Source organism: Paenibacillus sp. J23TS9 (genome assembly GCF_018403225.1).
Taxonomy (GTDB): Bacteria; Bacillota; Bacilli; order Paenibacillales; family Paenibacillaceae; genus Paenibacillus_AQ.
The window spans coordinates 532,792-550,732 of sequence record NZ_BOSG01000001.1 but is presented as its reverse complement, the minus strand read 5'-3'; the positions used below and the strand labels follow the sequence as shown (position 1 = coordinate 550,732).

Annotated in this window: 24 protein-coding genes; 3 read left to right on the top strand and 21 right to left on the bottom strand. The window is 48.0% G+C overall.

Annotated elements, in window-relative coordinates:
• From folD to KJS65_RS02575, 16 genes are all read right to left on the bottom strand, one after another.
• Nucleotides 1–858, bottom strand: coding sequence for a bifunctional methylenetetrahydrofolate dehydrogenase/methenyltetrahydrofolate cyclohydrolase FolD (gene folD / locus KJS65_RS02650; RefSeq protein WP_136606300.1), 858 nt, complete (start codon nucleotides 856–858; stop codon nucleotides 1–3).
• Between the two features lie 69 nt (nucleotides 859–927).
• Entirely contained in the window at nucleotides 928–1,380 is a 453-nt protein-coding gene (nusB, locus tag KJS65_RS02645) for a transcription antitermination factor NusB (protein WP_213648449.1), read from the bottom strand.
• Between the two features lie 179 nt (nucleotides 1,381–1,559).
• A complete protein-coding gene (locus KJS65_RS02640; protein WP_213648448.1) occupies nucleotides 1,560–1,793 on the bottom strand; it encodes a DUF2273 domain-containing protein in 234 nt (77 codons plus the stop codon).
• Nucleotides 1,794–1,807: 14 nt separating this feature from the next.
• The gene (amaP, locus tag KJS65_RS02635; RefSeq protein WP_213648447.1) at nucleotides 1,808–2,347 is read right to left on the bottom strand and encodes an alkaline shock response membrane anchor protein AmaP; all 540 of its coding nucleotides are present in this window, start codon (nucleotides 2,345–2,347) and stop codon (nucleotides 1,808–1,810) included.
• 114 nt (nucleotides 2,348–2,461) lie between these two features.
• Entirely contained in the window at nucleotides 2,462–2,869 is a 408-nt protein-coding gene (locus tag KJS65_RS02630; RefSeq protein ID WP_136606304.1) for an Asp23/Gls24 family envelope stress response protein, read from the bottom strand.
• 115 nt (nucleotides 2,870–2,984) lie between these two features.
• On the bottom strand, nucleotides 2,985–4,328 hold the full coding sequence (accC, locus tag KJS65_RS02625) for an acetyl-CoA carboxylase biotin carboxylase subunit (protein WP_213648446.1): 1,344 nt from the start codon (nucleotides 4,326–4,328) through the stop codon (nucleotides 2,985–2,987).
• Nucleotides 4,329–4,358: 30 nt separating this feature from the next.
• Nucleotides 4,359–4,859 carry an acetyl-CoA carboxylase biotin carboxyl carrier protein gene (gene accB, locus KJS65_RS02620; RefSeq protein ID WP_213648445.1) on the bottom strand — a complete coding sequence of 167 codons (501 nt, stop codon included), beginning with the start codon at nucleotides 4,857–4,859 and terminating at the stop codon, nucleotides 4,359–4,361.
• 142 nt (nucleotides 4,860–5,001) lie between these two features.
• Entirely contained in the window at nucleotides 5,002–5,868 is an 867-nt protein-coding gene (locus KJS65_RS02615) for a SpoIIIAH-like family protein (protein ID WP_213648444.1), read from the bottom strand.
• Between the two features lie 44 nt (nucleotides 5,869–5,912).
• A complete protein-coding gene (spoIIIAG, locus tag KJS65_RS02610; RefSeq protein WP_213648443.1) occupies nucleotides 5,913–6,554 on the bottom strand; it encodes a stage III sporulation protein AG in 642 nt (213 codons plus the stop codon).
• Between the two features lie 20 nt (nucleotides 6,555–6,574).
• Nucleotides 6,575–7,333: a stage III sporulation protein AF gene (spoIIIAF, locus tag KJS65_RS02605; RefSeq protein ID WP_213648442.1), complete on the bottom strand. Its 759-nt coding sequence runs from the start codon at nucleotides 7,331–7,333 to the stop codon at nucleotides 6,575–6,577.
• Nucleotides 7,334–7,349: 16 nt separating this feature from the next.
• Entirely contained in the window at nucleotides 7,350–8,537 is a 1,188-nt protein-coding gene (gene spoIIIAE, locus KJS65_RS02600) for a stage III sporulation protein AE (protein WP_213648441.1), read from the bottom strand.
• 18 nt (nucleotides 8,538–8,555) lie between these two features.
• Complete coding sequence (gene spoIIIAD / locus KJS65_RS02595) at nucleotides 8,556–8,945, bottom strand: stage III sporulation protein AD (RefSeq protein ID WP_213648440.1); 390 nt, start codon at nucleotides 8,943–8,945, stop codon at nucleotides 8,556–8,558.
• 9 nt (nucleotides 8,946–8,954) lie between these two features.
• Nucleotides 8,955–9,158, bottom strand: a complete 204-nt coding sequence (gene spoIIIAC, locus KJS65_RS02590) for a stage III sporulation protein AC (protein WP_076170008.1) — start codon at nucleotides 9,156–9,158, stop codon at nucleotides 8,955–8,957.
• Nucleotides 9,159–9,172: 14 nt separating this feature from the next.
• Nucleotides 9,173–9,688, bottom strand: coding sequence for a stage III sporulation protein SpoIIIAB (gene spoIIIAB, locus KJS65_RS02585; protein ID WP_213648439.1), 516 nt, complete (start codon nucleotides 9,686–9,688; stop codon nucleotides 9,173–9,175).
• Nucleotides 9,681–10,700, bottom strand: a complete 1,020-nt coding sequence (gene spoIIIAA / locus KJS65_RS02580; protein WP_213648438.1) for a stage III sporulation protein AA — start codon at nucleotides 10,698–10,700, stop codon at nucleotides 9,681–9,683. The genes spoIIIAB and spoIIIAA overlap by 8 nt, the downstream gene beginning before the upstream one ends.
• Nucleotides 10,701–10,790: 90 nt before the next feature.
• On the bottom strand, nucleotides 10,791–11,054 hold the full coding sequence (locus KJS65_RS02575; protein ID WP_213648437.1) for a YqhV family protein: 264 nt from the start codon (nucleotides 11,052–11,054) through the stop codon (nucleotides 10,791–10,793).
• Nucleotides 11,055–11,255: 201 nt separating this feature from the next.
• On the opposite strand from KJS65_RS02575, the gene KJS65_RS02570 reads away from it, so the two are divergent.
• A complete protein-coding gene (locus tag KJS65_RS02570) occupies nucleotides 11,256–11,972 on the top strand; it encodes a 2-phosphosulfolactate phosphatase (RefSeq protein WP_213648436.1) in 717 nt (238 codons plus the stop codon).
• Between the two features lie 109 nt (nucleotides 11,973–12,081).
• On the opposite strand, the gene KJS65_RS02565 is transcribed toward KJS65_RS02570, so the two are convergent.
• From KJS65_RS02565 to KJS65_RS02545, 5 genes are all read right to left on the bottom strand, one after another.
• Entirely contained in the window at nucleotides 12,082–13,335 is a 1,254-nt protein-coding gene (locus KJS65_RS02565; RefSeq protein ID WP_213648435.1) for an aspartate kinase, read from the bottom strand.
• Between the two features lie 282 nt (nucleotides 13,336–13,617).
• Complete coding sequence (gene efp / locus KJS65_RS02560; RefSeq protein ID WP_213648434.1) at nucleotides 13,618–14,175, bottom strand: elongation factor P; 558 nt, start codon at nucleotides 14,173–14,175, stop codon at nucleotides 13,618–13,620.
• A 37-nt stretch (nucleotides 14,176–14,212) separates the two neighbouring features.
• Complete coding sequence (locus KJS65_RS02555) at nucleotides 14,213–15,289, bottom strand: M24 family metallopeptidase (RefSeq protein ID WP_213648433.1); 1,077 nt, start codon at nucleotides 15,287–15,289, stop codon at nucleotides 14,213–14,215.
• 50 nt (nucleotides 15,290–15,339) lie between these two features.
• Nucleotides 15,340–15,786 (bottom strand): type II 3-dehydroquinate dehydratase, encoded by a 447-nt coding sequence (gene aroQ, locus KJS65_RS02550; protein WP_136606319.1) that lies wholly within the window; start codon nucleotides 15,784–15,786, stop codon nucleotides 15,340–15,342.
• An 84-nt stretch (nucleotides 15,787–15,870) separates the two neighbouring features.
• Nucleotides 15,871–16,380: a YqhR family membrane protein gene (locus tag KJS65_RS02545; RefSeq protein ID WP_213648432.1), complete on the bottom strand. Its 510-nt coding sequence runs from the start codon at nucleotides 16,378–16,380 to the stop codon at nucleotides 15,871–15,873.
• Nucleotides 16,381–16,569: 189 nt separating this feature from the next.
• Here KJS65_RS02545 and KJS65_RS02540 point away from each other — a divergent pair, with 189 nt between their 5' ends.
• Nucleotides 16,570–17,565, top strand: a complete 996-nt coding sequence (locus KJS65_RS02540; RefSeq protein ID WP_136606321.1) for a DUF1385 domain-containing protein — start codon at nucleotides 16,570–16,572, stop codon at nucleotides 17,563–17,565.
• Between the two features lie 7 nt (nucleotides 17,566–17,572).
• Nucleotides 17,573–17,896 carry a YihY/virulence factor BrkB family protein gene (locus KJS65_RS02535; RefSeq protein ID WP_213648431.1) on the top strand — a complete coding sequence of 108 codons (324 nt, stop codon included), beginning with the start codon at nucleotides 17,573–17,575 and terminating at the stop codon, nucleotides 17,894–17,896.
• Nucleotides 17,897–17,941 lie beyond the last annotated feature (45 nt).

Genomic DNA, 17,941 nt, shown 5'->3' with positions numbered 1-17,941 from the left:
TTACACAAGCCCGTGATGACGTTTTGCCGCAATCAGTGTATTTTGCATCAACATGGTGATCGTCATCGGACCAACGCCACCCGGAACCGGTGTAATGGGACCCGACACTTCCTTGACGCTTTCAAAGTCCACATCTCCGGCAAGCTTGCCATTTTCAAGGCGATTCATGCCCACATCAATGACAACCGCACCCGGTTTTACATAGCTGGCGTCAATGAAATTTGCTCTTCCGATCGCTACGACGAGCACATCAGCCTGGCGCGCGATCTCAGCCATGTTTGCTGTACGCGAATGGCACATGGTTACTGTCGCATTTTCACGTTGAAGCAGCAAAGATACCGGCTTGCCGACGATATTGCTTCGTCCAATGACCACCGCATGCTTACCTGATAAAGAAATGCCTGCACGCTTTATTAACTCAATGACACCCGCAGGAGTGCAAGGAAGAAGACTGTCATCACCAATCACCAAATTCCCCACATTGACGGGATGAAAACCATCCACATCTTTGTCTACTGCGATGGCATTAATAACTGCTTTTTCTTCAATATGCCCGGGAAGGGGCAGCTGCACCAAAATCCCGTCGATGCTGTCCTGGCAATTCAGCTTGTCCACAAGCGCAAGCAAATCAGCTTGCTTTGTTTCCGCAGGCAGACGGTGAACCTCGGAGTAGTACCCCAGATCATGACATGCTTTTTCCTTGTTGCGGACATACACCTGGGATGCTGGATCTTCTCCCACAAGAACAACAGCCAGACCAGGCACAACGCCTTTGGCTGCCAATTCCTTCACTTCAATTGCAATATTGCCACGAATTTCCTCGGATACCTGTTTACCGCTGATAATGGTTGCTGTCATTCTACTCTCTCCCCTGTATATGAATTGATCGATAACGATTGAAAAGTAAAACGGTCAAGCGGACGCAGCCTATGAAGGATTGTTTTTCAGCTTGTCCAGCTCGCGGAACATGTTCCCCAGAACACCGTTAACAAACTTACCTGATTCATCCGTACCAAAATGCTTGGAAAGCTCAATCGCCTCATTTACAGCAACCTTGGCCGGAACGTCCGAGGAATACAGCAGCTCAAACGTAGCGAGGCGTAAAATCTGGCGGTCGACCCTCGACAGACGGCTGATCTGCCAACCTTTCAAGTAATTTTCCAGAAGGCCGTCAATGGCTTGCTTGTGACTCCAGACACCGTTTACCAGTTCCAGCACGTATGCCTTCAGCTCAATTTCATTCTTAATGACACGTTCCGTATCATTTTCCTCTGCAGCCTCATCCAGCAGCATATTAACTGCTTCTTCACCGCCCACCTCATTCATTTCCATTTGATATAGGCTTTGCACGACGATTTCCCTTGCTAAACGTCTTTTCATTATGTTCCTCCTGAACCAGTCATAAGTGTCATTCTTATTATTATGGATTGCCGTATAAGGTTTTTTGCATCATTCTCGAATCAATGGCTTTTTCGCAAAAAAAAGCCGTGATACGATTCACCAGAAAGTGGGCATTATGAAGCTGCAGCTCTGTTTTCCGGAGAAAGCATATCACGGGTTCACTTAAAAGGACGCCAGCGCTCGGAAAGCCACTGCCCCATTTCACTCCAGCGAAAAAAAGACCCTAACCGCAAGTCCTTCCTTTTGCCGGCAGTATATCCTATGAACACAACCAATGCAAAGAACAACATATCCCAAAAACCTGCAAACAAATAAATAAACCCAAAAAAGATTCCGCCGGCAACGCCGATTATCCGCCCTCTGTGACTCTCCCATATTTCTTTCCAGAGCATTGGGAAGATCACCTCTATTCCACTCTACTCTTAATCGCTGCCGACTGGGCTACATTGGCTATATATACGGCCACATTCGACACCGGAATACCAGTTGTTTCCTGAAGATAATCATGGACCTGCTTTTGGATATCGGTCGTCATGGAAGGAATGGATACATCCCCCTCCACGATAGCGCGAATCATGATTTCAAGTCCAGCCTCCGTCACGCGAATCCGCGCCTTCAAATCCTTGGCTCCCCGAATTCTGGCAGCAGCTTTCAAGCAAAGATTTTCAATCGTTTCCACAGAAATCTGGATATCACCATATTCCGTACGCTGATCGATCGAATGAATATGAACCCGTTCGCGGCGAATGGAAATATAGAAAAACCGGATGCTGAGCAAGAACAAAACAGCGCCGACCACGATAACCGTAATCTGAAGTGTTGCTCCGTCCATGTAGTCACCCAGTGCCGGAACCAAATCACTCATGCGGAGGATGGCAAATACACTAATTACTCCGATACTTAGGCTGTACACAAACAGCAGAAGTCTATCCAGTATTTTGGCCACGAGTAGCACAGCCTCCTTAAATTAGAGTAAACCCTCGACGCATGTCGGGGGTTATAGATAGACTGAACTAAAGTTTATTGTCTGAACTTCAGCTCATTCTATATCAATCACTCTTTATTTCACTCGTTGACTGAAATCTATGTCATCCACTCTCTCGGCATTTTTGAAATGAACATCATGAATTTGCACGTTCACTTCAATAACGGTCAGGCCAGTCATCATTTCGATGGAGCGTTTGACGTTGCGTTGAATTTCAGTAGCCACCTCAGGCAGCCGCTGTCCATATTCAATAATGACGGAAACGTCTACAGCAGCTTCACGCTGACCGACTTCCACCTTTACACCTTTGGACAAGTTCTTACGTCCGAGCAGTTCGGCAATACCGCCTGCAAAGCCGCCACTCATACCTGCAACACCTTTAACTTCAACGGTTGCGAGACCTGCAATAACCTCAATCACTTCAGGTGCAATCTGTATTTCACCGATATCCGTACGTTCAGACTCACTCGGTACTGTGCTCATTCTGATTCAACACACCTTTCAGGTTGGATGGATAACCGATACACCCGTTAGGACGCTCTTATTCACTCATAATATAACATTAACGGTGAATCATGACAAACATCCTTTTAGATGCCTATATCTCGTTTTCCTCTAGGAATTTAATATCGAAATCACCTTTGTTGAAGGTTGGATGCTCCAGAAGCTTCAGATGGAAAGGAATGGTCGTGTGAATGCCTTCAACGGCAAATTCAGACAGTGCCCGTTTCATCTTGGCGATAGCCTCTTCACGTGTAGGAGCCCAAACGATCAACTTGGCAATCATGGAATCGTAGTACGGAGGAATCGAATATCCTTGATAGGCAGCGCTGTCTACACGCACACCAGGTCCTCCCGGTGGAAGATAGAACTGGATTTTGCCCGGAGCCGGCATAAAGTTGCGGGCTGGATCCTCTGCATTGATTCGGCATTCAATGGAACTGCCGTTAATTACGATATCCTCTTGAGCAAACGAAAGCGGATTGCCTTCCCCAACGGAGATCATTTCCTTAATCAGATCCATACCGGTTACCATTTCAGTGACCGGATGCTCAACCTGAATACGGGTATTCATCTCCATAAAATAGAATTGTCCGTCTGGTCCGAGCAGAAACTCAAGCGTTCCCGCACCCGAATAGTTAACAGCTTTGGCAGCACGTACAGCTGCTTCGCCCATCTTCTCCCGCACTTCTTGGGAAATAACCGGACATGGTGACTCTTCCACTAGCTTTTGTCTGCGGCGCTGGACTGAACAGTCCCGTTCACCCAAACTGACAGCATTACCGAAATTGTCGGCCATGATCTGGATTTCCACATGCTTCATGCCGGTCAGGAATTTCTCAAGATATACACCCGCATTGCCGAATGCCTTTTGCGCTTCCTGCTGTGCTGCTGTAATCTGCTTGACCAGTGCCGGCTCATCCTCTGCGATACGGATGCCTTTACCTCCGCCTCCCGCAGTCGCCTTAATAATCAAAGGATAACCGATATCCCGGCCAATCATAATAGCCTCATCCAAATCCTCTACTAGACCGTCCGAACCAGGAATGACCGGCACACCCGCTGATTTCATCGTCTGCTTCGCTACGGCTTTATCGCCCATCTTGTTAATTGCATCTGCAGATGGACCGATAAATGTAATATTGCAGGACTCACAAATTTCCGCAAAGTCGGCATTTTCGGCCAGGAATCCGTATCCGGGATGGATAGCATCACACTCGGTAAGCGTTGCCACACTCATTATGTTCGTGATGTTCAAATAGCTTTCCTTGGATGACGTTGGACCAATACAGTAAGCTTCATCCGCCAAACGGACATGGAGCGCATCCTTGTCCGCTTCGGAATATACAGCAACCGTGGAAATGCCAAGCTCCCGGCAGGCCCGGATGATGCGGACGGCAATTTCACCGCGGTTGGCTATCAGGATTTTATGAAATTTCATGCAAGTAACCTCCCTTTAAACATACGGTGCTTATTCCGACTTCACCAGAAACAGAGGCTGCCCGAATTCAACCAGTTGTCCGTTTTCCACGAGAATCTCCACGATCTCACCCTTGACTTCAGCTTCAAGCTCATTCATAAGCTTCATAGCTTCAATGATGCATACCGTGGATTTTTCATTCACTTTGTCTCCGACGCTAACAAACGAACCCGCTTCAGGGGATGGAGATCTGTAGAACGTACCCACCATCGGAGATACAATCTTATGTAATGAAGAGTCGGCTGCACTTTTCTCACCGGCCGCGGACTGCTGACCGGCATCGGTAGCTGCAGACGGATTCAAAAATTGAGGCATCGCTTGCTGCGGAACCTGAAGATATTGCTGGGTCGCAACCGGTTGGCTGGTTACCACTTCGGTTTTGTTTGCCTTGCGGATCGTCAGATGTGTTCCTTCCAATTCGATATCCAATTCATGTACCGAGGTCTGATCGACCAATTGTATTAACTCTTTGATTTCGCTTAACTTCAACATTCACAATTCACTCCTTAAAGGAAGCACCTAGCTTCCGGACATACATACATAACGATATGTATTATATCACAAACGAAAGAAATGGAAAGAGTCCAAGATAATCCCGGACTCTTTCGACTTTTTTCCATTTTTTTCGCGGCTCTTAAGGAGCCATATACTTCACGCTGACCTTATCCTGGGATACATTCATCTCTTTCATGACCAGCTCGACGATGCTGACTGCCTGCTTCACATCAGGTTTGTCGCTGAGAACAAGCACTTGATACTTATCATTTTCTTCCTTCACGAAAGCGTTGGCGAAGGAATATTTTTGCTCAAGTTCCTCTTCGATTCCTTGAATTTTGTTTTCTTTGGTTTCCAGTGTGGTGAGCTCTTCACTTGCCTTGGCGGATTCAGCCGGATCCTTGGTCATGTTGTTCATCGTTGCCATCAAATCATTATGTTTTTTCAGATTATCCTGTGAACGTTGGAAGAGGTATGATTCGATCTCGCTGACCCCGGAGCTTTTTTGGGTTTGAGCAGCTACTTCCTTCAGCACATCCGCATCGCTTTTTTCAGTTTTAGCTGTCGTTTTATCATCTGCTGCTGCCGTCTTGCCTGTGGAAGCCGTTTTATCTGTAGCAGCTTTATCTGCCGAAGCCTGGTCCTTGTCGTCTGTTTTCGCTGTGGCAGCGGTTTTGTCGGTATTGTCCTTGGTTGTGTCCTTCGCCGTATCTTTATCAGCATCTTTGGTGCCTGTTTCCGTGTTTGAGGCCGTCGTTTTTCCGGTTGTGTCATTGACTTTACCGTCTGTAATCACTTCAGTAACCTCGACTCCGTTTTCTGTCGTTGTTTTACCAGAAGACGCCGCTTCCTTATCCGATGTTTTCACCGCAGTCCCGACCTGCTGGCTATCAGCGACCGGTGTCTTGGATGAACCCGAGTCCTCCGTAAACAGGTAGTAAGCGGACAGCACAACCATCAAGCTCAGCATCGATACCAACCAAATCGTTTGTCTTTTACTGTTCATTCCTTAAATCCTCCTCAATTTAGAACTCATTATTTGAAATCTGCTTACCCCTGCTTACGCGGAACAACGGATATGCGGTATCCCGGCACGTTCAATCCTTTTTCCACCGCATCCACAATCAGCTGCTTTACGACTTCGTTCTCTGCACCTTTGGCGACAATCAGCACACCCCGGATTTGCGGCTTCACTCTTTTCGTAATCATGGGAGTTTGGGTTCCTGACTGCTCGTACGTAACAACTTCCCCGTCACGCGTATACTGCGTTGTGTGGCGCTTGCCGCCATTGGCATCATTTTCATCCGACTGCTGCTGTGAATCCTTGATATTTCGCTGGTATACGATTTCGTCTGTGGAATCTACCGTAACCATGATGTCCACCGTGCCCACACCAACGATTTTTTCCAAAATATCCTTCATCTTGTCTTCTGCCGCTTCCTCTATGCTGCTGAAAGCGCTCGTCTCGCTGTCGTTGCTTTGAAAGGTTTCCTTGGATGTTGTCGCTGATGGCGGTTCCCTGCCAATGTTCTCGTTATCAAGTTTTTTCACATTGACAAAGGAGTTGAAAAGAATAATCGCGACTCCGATCAGTCCCACGATAATCAACCAGCGGAAGGTGTTAATCCGCTTTCCGCCCCCCCGCCCGCCGCCACCGATCCACTGTTCCAGCTTCTTGAACCATTTCCCCATTTTGTGTTCACCTCGATTTTTTAGAGCTTCCGGTTTCCGGCTTTGCCGCTTTGAACAACGACGGTTTCCGGTTCGATTCCCCATGTGTTACCCAGCATTTTTTTGATGTCTTCGGCATGTTCACTTACGCTGATATCTTCATTTCCGGTACCCGCTGCTTTTGAAGATGTCGTTCCGCCGGAGTTGTCCGAACTTTCCTGTATCGGATCTATATTAACTTCAACCTGTACGGTTGTAACAGGTTCAACGCGGATATCCGGGGATGAATCCTGTCCGTCTGCCGTATCCTTTGGACCAGCTGCCTCTGGCTGCATAACAACCGTCACTCCTTTTATATAAGGGTTCAGCGCATTTCCCCCATCCGCAGCACGACCCTCCTGCATCGCCAGCACAACCTTCACTTCTGCCGGACTTTGACCATTTTGTTTCCGGATTTGTTCTTTCATCTGAGCTGCAATTTCCTGTGCGGCCCATTCCAGGGACTGCTCCTGCTGTTGATTTTTCAGCTGTTTCGCCTGATCCATAATTTGCTGTAGGCTTCCCTTGTTTCCGCCTAATGCAGATTGCTGATTCCATTTGTTAAAAGCATCCGCGAGTTTCACATCAGCTGCTTGCGTGAGCACTTTGATTAAGGGACTTAGCAGCGTGAGCAATATTAGAAGGCTCAGTACCAGCTTGACGTATCGCTCCATGGACCGGCTCGGCAGGATGAGATCCACGAAGGAGGCCAGCAGCACAACCATGATAACTTCCTTCAGCCAACCACTCAGCCAGGTCACTCTCATGCCTCCTTCCTTACCTCATCATGACGGTCACATTACCCGCTGTGAGCATGATCGTGATGGCCAGAAAGAACATCAGACCAACCGCTGCCAGCGCTGCGAAAACGTACAGCATGCTCTTGCCGATCGTTTCAAGACATGTAGTAATCGGCGAATCACCCAACGGCTGCATAATGGCGGCAGATATGTTGTAGATCAGGGCAAGGACTAAAATTTTTATGGCTGGGAAAGCACACAGGAAGAGAATAATGATAACCCCGACAAGGCCGATGGAGTTTTTGATAAGCAGTGAAGCCGAGATTACGGTATCCGTGGCATCGGCAAACATTTTCCCCACAACCGGTATAAAGCTTCCTGACACATATTTAGCCGCCCTGATGGTAACCCCGTCTGTAATAGAACTCGTGATACCTTGGACTGATATGACTCCTAGAAAGATCGTAAGCAGGACTCCGAGAAATCCAACGCTGATATTACGGAGCAAGTTGGCCATCTGTGTCAGCTTGTACTTATCGGAAATGGAGCTGACCAGGTGAAGCACTGCCGAAAAGAAAAGCAGCGGAAAAATCAGCGTATGGATCAGGGTTCCGACGGTGTTGATCATAAAGATAATGAGTGGATGTGTTACCGAGACCGTGACCACGTTACCCATCGATGCGAGAAGCGCGAACAGGAGCGGCACCATCGCCATCATAAAATCAATCATCCGGTCGATCGCTTCCTTGGCATATCCGATGGCAACGTTGAAGCTGTTAATAGCCAGTACGATGATCACCATATAGCAAAGCGAGTAAGCCACTTTACTGACTGTTTTTCTTTCGAAAGCCGATTGCAGCGTCTCCAGAATCATGCTCATAATGCTCAGTATCACGATGGTGACGAGCAGTTTCCCATTGTAAAGCACTTCATGCCACATAAAGGAGCCTAGAGCCGAGAAGACATTTTTGACATTGAAGCTGTCGCCACCCGGCAGCAATATATCCATAAAGGAAGGCACTTTCTGATCCGGAAAAAACCCTCCATAATCTTTCATCAGGTTCTCCCAGTAGGATTCCACTTGATCCTTCGGCAGGGCTTCCGCCTGCTGCTTGACCCACTGGTCTGCTGGAGAAGCGGCGAAAACCCGCGTTGCACCCACCAGCAAAAACAGAATCAGAAATATGATCAAATGCCGTTTGTCCAGCCGTCGTTGTCCCAGCATGGGTATTCCCACTTTCTTCTACGAAGGCAGCAATTTCAGCACGGTTTCTATAATGATGCCGATAATCGGTACCGCGAGCACCATGATCAAAATTTTGCCGGCCAATTCGATTTTTGAGGCTATGTTCTCCTGCCCGGCATCCCGTACTACCTGTGCGCCAAATTCAGCGATGTAGGCAATGCCAATGATCTTGAGAATCGTCTTCAGATAGATCATCTCGACACCGGAGGACTTGGCCATCCGCTCCAGCTCGGAAATGACAGTACTGATCTTGCCCATAAGGAACATGAAGATCAGTACGCCCGTTGCGGCGGCCAGCAGAAAAGCGAACATCGGCTTCTGCTCTTTAACGACCATAATCAATATTGTGGCTATGAGCCCAAGACCTACCACCTGTATAATTTCCATATGCAACCCCTACTGGAACAGAAAAATGGTTTTGATCTCCTGCAGCAGGTTATCGAGCAGCCGGACGACCATGAACAGCACCACGACAAAGCCGATGACCGTCACCCAATGAGCCATATCCTCTTTTCCCATTTGCTTGAGCACCGTGTGAATCATCGCAATGATGATGCCGATTCCCGCAATCTGGAAAATTGCGTTCACTTCAAAGTTCATTCCTTGGCACCTCGCTAAAAGATCAAAATGACGATCAATGCTCCAATCAATAGCCCGAGACTTCTGCTGATTTTTTCGTATTTTGCCTGCTCATCTCTTGCCACAGCTTCCTCATGCTTTAGCTGCTGGGCGGCCAAGGCGATGTGCTTGATTTGATCCTGCCTGTCACTTGTCCCAAGCGTGAAGCTGAGCTGATGGAGAATGTCGCGCTCCGGCGTTTTCATCGCGGTACGCTTCCAGTTCTCATTCAGGGAACGTTGGATGCTTTCCTGGGCTGTGATTCCTCCAGAGGCCATATGAATGGCTGCACTCCTGAAAATGCTCCGCAGCGGCTCTCCCAGCTGCTCTGACATCTTGCGGAATGCATCCGGGAGAGGCGTAAACCCATACGATATTTCAGTTTCAAGTCTCTGCATCGCAAGTATCAACTCCCGAATCTGCTTGGGTCTGGCCGCAAAACGGGCTGCCTGGTGAAACCCTGCAAGTGTGCCGGAGAGTAATATGAGCACCGCCCCGATCAACTTAAGCATGACGAGCTTCCCCCTTCATTCCCACCTGAAGCGCCCGCATTTGCCGATCCATCAAACGGAATGTTGTTTTGCCATTCCCGCGATGCAACAGGACATACATTTCAAACATTTGGTTTTCCATAAGTCCCTGCATGGCCGGTCGGTTAAGGATCTCTTCAGGTCCACTGCCGTGGGCTGATGCAATAACGGAAATACCTGCATGGAGAGCTTCGGTTACCGCCTCTGCATCCTCTTCCCTTCCGATCTCATCTACGATCAGAACATCTGGTGACATGGAACGGATCATCATCATCATGCCTTCAGCTTTGGGACATGCATCCATGACATCAGTCCGAGGCCCAACATCAAAGCTCGGCACACCATGCAGGCTTCCGGCAATTTCAGAACGCTCGTCAATGATGCCAACCTTCTTCCCCAAATTTCTGGCTGGTGAGGAGCCTAAGCTTCCGCTGCTGATCTGCCGGGCAAGATCTCTCAATAGTGTTGTTTTACCGTGCTGCGGTGGGGAGAGAATAAGCGTATGCTTCATTCTTCTTTCCTTGTCATCGTATAGATAAGGAAGGATTTCATTGGCTGCTCCTTGAACTTCTCTGGCGATCCGAATATTGAATCCGCTGATGTCCCTGATATGTTCCACTCTTCCACCTGACAAAACAGTTCTCCCGGACAATCCAATACGGTGTCCACCAGGAACGGTGATGAACCCTTTGCGCAGTTCCTCTTCCAAGGTATATAAGGAATGATTGCTGATCAGGTCTAGAAATCTGCGGCTGTCATCCCGCTCGGGCCTATACGCTTTCTCCTCTTCCATGGTGAGCATCCCTTGTCCGGTTACGAAGTGGTGTCCGCCTGATTCATTTACTTCCAGCGGTCTTCCTTCGCGGATGCGTATTTCCTCCAGCCTCTCTAGAAGATCACGAGGCAGCTGAAGCAGAATGGACTTGATCCGATCCGGAAACAGTTCAAGCCAGTTTAGATTCGTAATACGACCACCTCCGAGCTGTCCTCTCATTAGGTCTGAACCATGTGGTTGATAATCTAGTAGATGTTTTTTATACCTGATGTTTATGCTTGTACTTCAAATTTATGACGACCGAATCTATCATTTTCTCAAAATTCCGATTAAGAGACAGGATACACCGACAAAGATCCATGCGATCTTTCCCCAGGATAGCTTGTCAGCCAGACCAATGAGACCAATTGATGTCGTTAAGATAAGTACAGTCGGTCCTACGATAGCCAGCAAAGAGTTCACAGCAAGCGCCTTATCGACCTGAGCGAGCCGCAACATTAACAGGGCTGCAGCAATTTCAATGCCGCCCGAAAGCATACGTAGACTGGCCATACTGATTACGAACTTGTCCATTAAAGAAAACCTCCTTACCCAAAAATATGCATCTTCTATATGGATATGCTCCAATCTCTCTTTTTAGATATCTTTTACAAGAAACTGCCTGGAACATTTCCTCGCGGACTGCATATAGTAGCATTAAAATAACACATCTCTGTGGGCTTAAACCGCTGATAGAGATCAGCACATATAAGTGGCTTAAGGAGGATTTATTCCATGCGGGTGGACGTGATTGCCAATGTGGACGATATTAGAACAGAGGATTTTATACAAAAAAGCGCCGTTGTGATAGATGTATTGCGTGCTACGAGTACAATGATCACGGCGCTTGCCAAGGGTGCATGCGGCCTGCTTCCCGTTGAAACCGTCCCCCAAGCCCAAAGTAAACGCAGCGAACATACCTTTGTCGGCGGAGAACGCTATTATAAGAAGATTCCGGGTTTTCAGGCCGGCAACTCCCCTCACGACTATATGTCGGAGGAAATCGCAGGCAAGCTGGTGGTTTTGACCACTTCCAACGGAACTCGTGGTCTTCTGAAATCGCAGCGGGCGTCGCGGCTCCTCGCCGCTTCCTTTATGAACGGCACAGCCTGTGCATCCGCGCTCACAGCTTTTGAAAGAGATGTTATCCTGCTATGTGCAGGCTGCAAAAACGAATTCTCACTGGAAGACGGATTATGTGCGGGGATGATTATTGATGCCATGGAATCCCATTTAGGTCATCCATTGCGTTTGAACGATCTGGGAGTGGCTATGAAGCTTGCCTACCGGCAAAGCCGTCATATGCTGTATGAGACGGTTATGGAGGGGGCTTCCGCCAAACAGCTTATCAAGCTTGGATTCGCACATGATGTGGAATACTGCACGGGTGTTGATACCGTGCCAGTGGTGCCCATCGTCAAAAATGATCTCATTTTGACACCGCTCTATTAGTTGTCCACATTCTTTAGCGCTGGGAGTTAGCATGAAGTCCAAAAAACACAAAAAGGCCTGGAGCATTCGCTTCAGGCCTTTTCCCATATCATTTTCAAAAGATTAGAAATTACCGTCTATCCTGCGGTCCTCCGACAAAAACCTGTACATCGGTATCCAGGTTATAAGCGGTATGCAGTGCTTTAACTACCTGCTCCAAATTAGTATTCTCGATAACACAGGATGTTTTAATCTCCGATGTGCTGACCATTTTAATGCTCACGCCCTGCTTGGAAATCACATCAAACATTTGAGCGGCGACACCCGGATGACTGATCATGCCGGCACCAACGATTGAAACCTTCACCAGGTTGCGTTCGGAAGTAACATCACGGTACGGGAGCTTCGCCTTAAGGCCATGAATTACCTCCAGCGCATGGTCGCACTCGGACAAAGATGTCGTAAAGGAGAAGTCCGCCTTGCCGTCCTGTACGCCGCTTTGAACGATAATATCAACATTTATAGAAGCCTCAGCGAGTGTACCAAACACCTGGGCCAGAACGCCCGGAATATCCTCCACGCCAAGAATACTGATTCTTGCCACATTTTTATCATAAGCGATACCGCTTACCACTACTCCCTGCTCCACGCTTGTTTCCTCCTTAACCGCTGTACCCTCGTTATAGTTAAAGCTGGATCTGACAACCAGATGCACCTTATGATGCTTGGCGTATTCAACTGCCCGCGGATGCAGGACAGCTGCCCCCAGATTGGCGAGCTCCAGCATTTCATCATAGGAAATTTCCGTCAGCTTGCGCGCGCATTTGACGATACGCGGATCGGTCGAATAAATACCATCCACATCTGTATAAATTTCGCACACATCAGCCTCGATAGCTGCTGCCAATGCAACCGCTGTCGTATCCGAACCCCCGCGGCCAAATGTGGTGATTTCCCCATCTTCAGTCATTCCCTGAAAACCAGCTATGATGATGATGTGATTGTCCTTCAGGGCAGACAGAACACGTTCAGGTAAAATATTGGTGATCCGGGCTTTGCCATGCACAGGTTCTGTGCGGAATCCTGCCTGCCATCCGGTCAGCGAAACGGCGCTGCGTCCCAACTGGTTGATGGCCATGGACAAAAGAGACATTGAAATCTGCTCTCCTGTCGTCATCAGCATATCCATTTCCCGTGCCGGAGGCTCCGGATTCAGAAGCTTCGCCTGATCGATCAGATCGTCCGTGGTATCTCCCATCGCGGAAACAACCACAACACATTGATGTCCTTCGTCCTGCTTCTCAACGATGCGTCTGGCGACGCGCTTCATACGCTCCGTATCACCTACAGAGCTGCCTCCGAATTTCATGACGTACAGTGACAACTTCGATTCACTCCCCACTCATTATCCAAATGTCTATTTTTACGCTTTAAATTAGTATAATACGAAAGTCCATCGGAGAGGTAGCTTTTTTTCCTGATGAGGCTATATATATCAAGGGTTTTACCTACTTATGTAAGAAAAAAACATCCAATAAATTCCGACGATGCCAGATTACATTTTCAATATTTATCGACGTATTATTCCTTCTTATTCAAAAAAATTCCCCTCATCCAATTCATGAGGGGAATCCGAAAGTTCACCGCAGTTTTTCCGGAGGAAATCCTAAGCGCGGGAAATGTATTTGCCTTCGCGGGTGTCGATCAAAAGCACGTCGTCTTCGTTGATGAAGAGTGGTACCTGAACGTTCAGGCCAGTCTCAACTTTTGCACTTTTCGTAGCGCCAGTTGCTGTGTTGCCTTTAATTCCAGGCTCGGTTTCAACGACTTTCAACTCAACGCTGGTTGGCAGGTTGATACCCAGGATTTCTCCTTGATAGCTGACAATGTTCACGTTCATGTTTTCTTTCAAGAAATTAAGCTCCCATTTCAGCTGTTCGCTGTCCAGTGTGAACTGGTCATAGGTTTCGTTATCCATAAATGTATGTTCTTGACCGCTTGCATAAAGATAAGAAACTCCGCGGTTTTCGATAATTGCGCGGCCAATGGTTTCACCAGCGCGGAATGTACGCTCAACAGTGTTGCCATTGCGCAGGTTTTTCAGTTTGGAGCGTACGAAAGCCGCACCTTTACCTGGTTTTACGTGTTGGAAATCAATAACGGTAAAGATATCGCCATCCACTTCTACCGTCAAGCCTGTTTTAAAGTCGTTTACTGAAATCACAAAAATGCCTCCCAAAATAAAATATATATTGCGTTAATCACACCGGCAATACGGTAAATTCCTTCGATGAATGCGTCAAGACGGTAATTCCCGTCTCCGTAATCACGATATCATCTTCGATACGCACGCCTCCAAGCCCAGGAAGATAAATTCCAGGCTCTACAGTTACAACCATCCCTGGCTTCAGAATATCATCGCTCAGCTTGGAAAGGCGTGGATTTTCATGCACTTCCATACCAAGGCCATGACCCGTACTGTGGCCAAACTGATCGCCATATCCGTATTTGATAATGATGTCACGGGCCAAAGCATCGGCTTCTCGGCCAGTCATTCCTGGCTTAATATGCTCAAGGGTATGAAGCTGGGCCTCCAGAACAATGTCGTAGATTTCCTTCAGCTTCGGATCAGGCTCACCGATTGCAATCGTGCGGGTCAAATCAGAGCAATAGCCGTCCAGCAGCGCACCGAAATCAAATGTGATGAGCTCGTTCCCTGCGATCACGCGTTCACTGGCAACGCCATGCGGCATTGCGGAGCGCTCTCCTGAGGCGACAATCGTATCAAACGAGGAGCAAGTCGCACCGTGACGGCGCATGTAGAATTCCATCTCCAGATCGACTTCACGTTCCGTCATTCCCGCTTTGACAAAGCCAAGAATATGCTTGAAGGTGTCATCGGCAAGATCCGCAGCTCTCTGCATCACTTTCAATTCTTCCGCATCTTTGATCATACGCAGCTGTTCCACAAGACCTGAAACCGGAACCAGTTGGACCGGCTTCAGCTGTTCAGCGTAAGCACTGTACGCAGCGTATGATACATCATCCTGTTCAAATGCAACCTTGCCAATGTTGGCAGAGGCCAGCAGTTCCTTCACTGTATCCGTAACCCGCTGCGCATGCTCGACAACCTTGAAATCCTTCGCCTGCTGCGGCGCCTGGGTCATATAGCGGAAGTCAGTCAACAAATATGCGTCATTCAATGTAATCAGCACATAACCTGAAGAACCTGTAAACCCGGTCAGATACCGGCGGTTGATCGCGCTTGTTACAAAAAGTGCCTCCACATTTTTTTGCTGCATCGCTTCACGCAGTTTAAGTACACGATGGTTGCTCACTACTAATCGTCTCCTCTCTCTTCACAGCTTCATCCGGAAGAGGCAGCGAACTATTGTCCCTGACTTTCCAAGTGGCGAAGCAGGGCAATCAATCCAAGCTCATAACTGACAGCACCAAATCCGGCGATTTGTCCAACCGCTACAGGAGCAATGACCGAAGTATGACGGAATTCTTCCCGCGCATGAATGTTGGATAAATGAACTTCAACCGTTGGTATCCGGACAGAACTGATAGCGTCACGCACAGCGTAGCTGTAGTGAGTAAGCGCACCAGGATTCAGAACGATACCATCCGCATGTCCAAGGGCGCCATGAATCCGGTCGATAATGTCACCTTCATGATTGGATTGATAAAATGTAACCGTCACACCCAAAGCTTCAGCCTTTTGAAGCAAGCCTTCCTCAATTGCTTGCAGGCTTTGAGAGCCGTATACACCGGGCTCCCGAAGTCCGAGCAGATTCAGGTTCGGTCCGTTGATCACCCAAATGGTTCTCAAAATGGTATTCCCACCCTTATTGTCAAATTACCATCTGCTATTTTAACATAGGGGATGTCTACTTGAGAAGTTTTTTTGCGCGCCTCAGGCCTTGGCTTGCTTCGGTTCCCGCTTCCGCTCATCCGTAAACTCAAAAGCAATGGTGTACCCGATAAACAATCCCCAGAGCAGAAACAAGCAGATTTCGCTGATGATCGAGTTCCATCCGAGATATTTTAGGGGCTTCATCATATGAAGCGGGGGGCCAGCGATTGTGAAAATGATAACCCACCATACCAAGCCATATACCATTCCCGGCCAAGGCCCCTTCAATTTACGGAAAAGTAATACATATATAACGGATGCAACCGCTGAGAGAACGATAAAGAGCAGCCAGCCCACGATTTGTCCGGAGCCACTTTTGAGAAAGGTATGCTTGAAGAAAGATTCCCCGAGATAACCCGGTATCACCTTCGTAAAATGAAACATATAGAAAACCCAATGGATGGCTCCCCAGATTAGTCCCGCAAAAAATCCGAGCTCGAGAGCAAATGCAAGCGGATTCGTGTGACCTTCCTCTGACTTTTGGCGATAAGCAGCGGCCTGTGTTGTCATTTTCACAAGTCTCCTTTTGTTTTCCTTAGTATGTACATTTCATCCATGCCTAAACCAACTAGAAATTAAGCCGGAAATTAGATACAATAGTATTAATCAAGCTCTGGCTCTCATGCAATGAAAGCCGAGTAACCGATACAGGATATGCTAAATCCTGAACACATTAATTTCTCAGGGAAGGTGAACTGGTTGTCGCAAGAATCAAAAACTGTCAGCTACGGCGGCCAAGCTGTCATTGAAGGCGTTATGTTTGGCGGCAAATATGTCAATGTGACAGCCGTACGTCGGAAGAATCAGGAAATCACATTTTTGGAAGTGCCGAAGCAGGATAAGAATTGGATGCGCAAGTTGCGTAAGGTTCCGTTACTGCGGGGCATTGTCAGTATTATAGATTCGAGCGCCAAGGGAACGAAGCATTTGAACTATTCCGCCGATGCTTATGCAGATGATACGCTTGAGCCTGAAGAGCGCGCTAAGCTAAAAGAGAAGGATGAATCCAAATGGAGCCTTAGCATGATTATCGGCGTTGCCGCCGTGGGCGTCCTTTCCTTCGTGGTCGGCAAGCTGGTACTAACGCTGCTGCCCGTTTTTTTGGAAAATATTTTTTTCGGCAAGCTGTTTGACAACTACATTCTGCATAACTTGATTGAAGGAGTCATCAAGCTTCTGCTGCTTCTCGTCTATCTATGGGGAATATCCCAGACACCCGTTGTTAAACGTCTATTTCAATATCACGGCGCGGAGCATAAGGTGATCAGCACCTATGAAGCGGGTGACGAGCTGACCGTTCAAAATGTCCAAAAACACAGCCGTCTCCATTACCGCTGCGGCAGCAGCTTCATGATGCTGACGATTGTGCTGGGGGTACTCATTTATTCCCTGGTTCCGTGGGATAACATGACGCAGCGGGTTTTGCAGCGGATTATACTGCTCCCTGTAGTCATCGCCATTTCTTTTGAATTTCTGAAGTTAACCAACTCGCTCAGAGAGGTTCCTGTCCTCCGCTATCTTGGCTATCCCGGACTGTGGCTGCAGCTGTTGACCACCAAGGAGCCTAAAGACGATCAGGTGGAAGTTTCAATCGCCTCCTTTAAACGTATGCTTGAGCTTGATGCTCAAATGGAAAATGCACCTGCAGCAAACCAGCCTGTAAGAACTGGAGTCTTGGATCCCCTGAAAGGATGAGGATAACATGAAAAGGCATGCTCTAATCTTTGGGGTTGCAGTCGTGCTGGCCGTGCTTGGTTTCGCAAAATTGTTGTTGGCCGATCCACTGCAACTAATTAGAACCCTCCTCATACCCGTTCTGGTATTCGGCGTGATATTCCTGCTTTATAAATACCAGCCCGGACGCAGTAAATCGAGAACAACGCCAAAGGTCAAGCCATCCGCCCGAACAATGGAAAAGGTGGCCGCTGCCAAGAAGACGCATACAGCTGGGAAACGGAAGCATTATCCTTTTCAGGTCATCGAAGGCTCCAAAGGAAAGAACGATGATCAGCCAAAATATCATTGAACAGAACACATTGAAAAAGGCGTTCACCCTTCCCTCGCGGAAGAG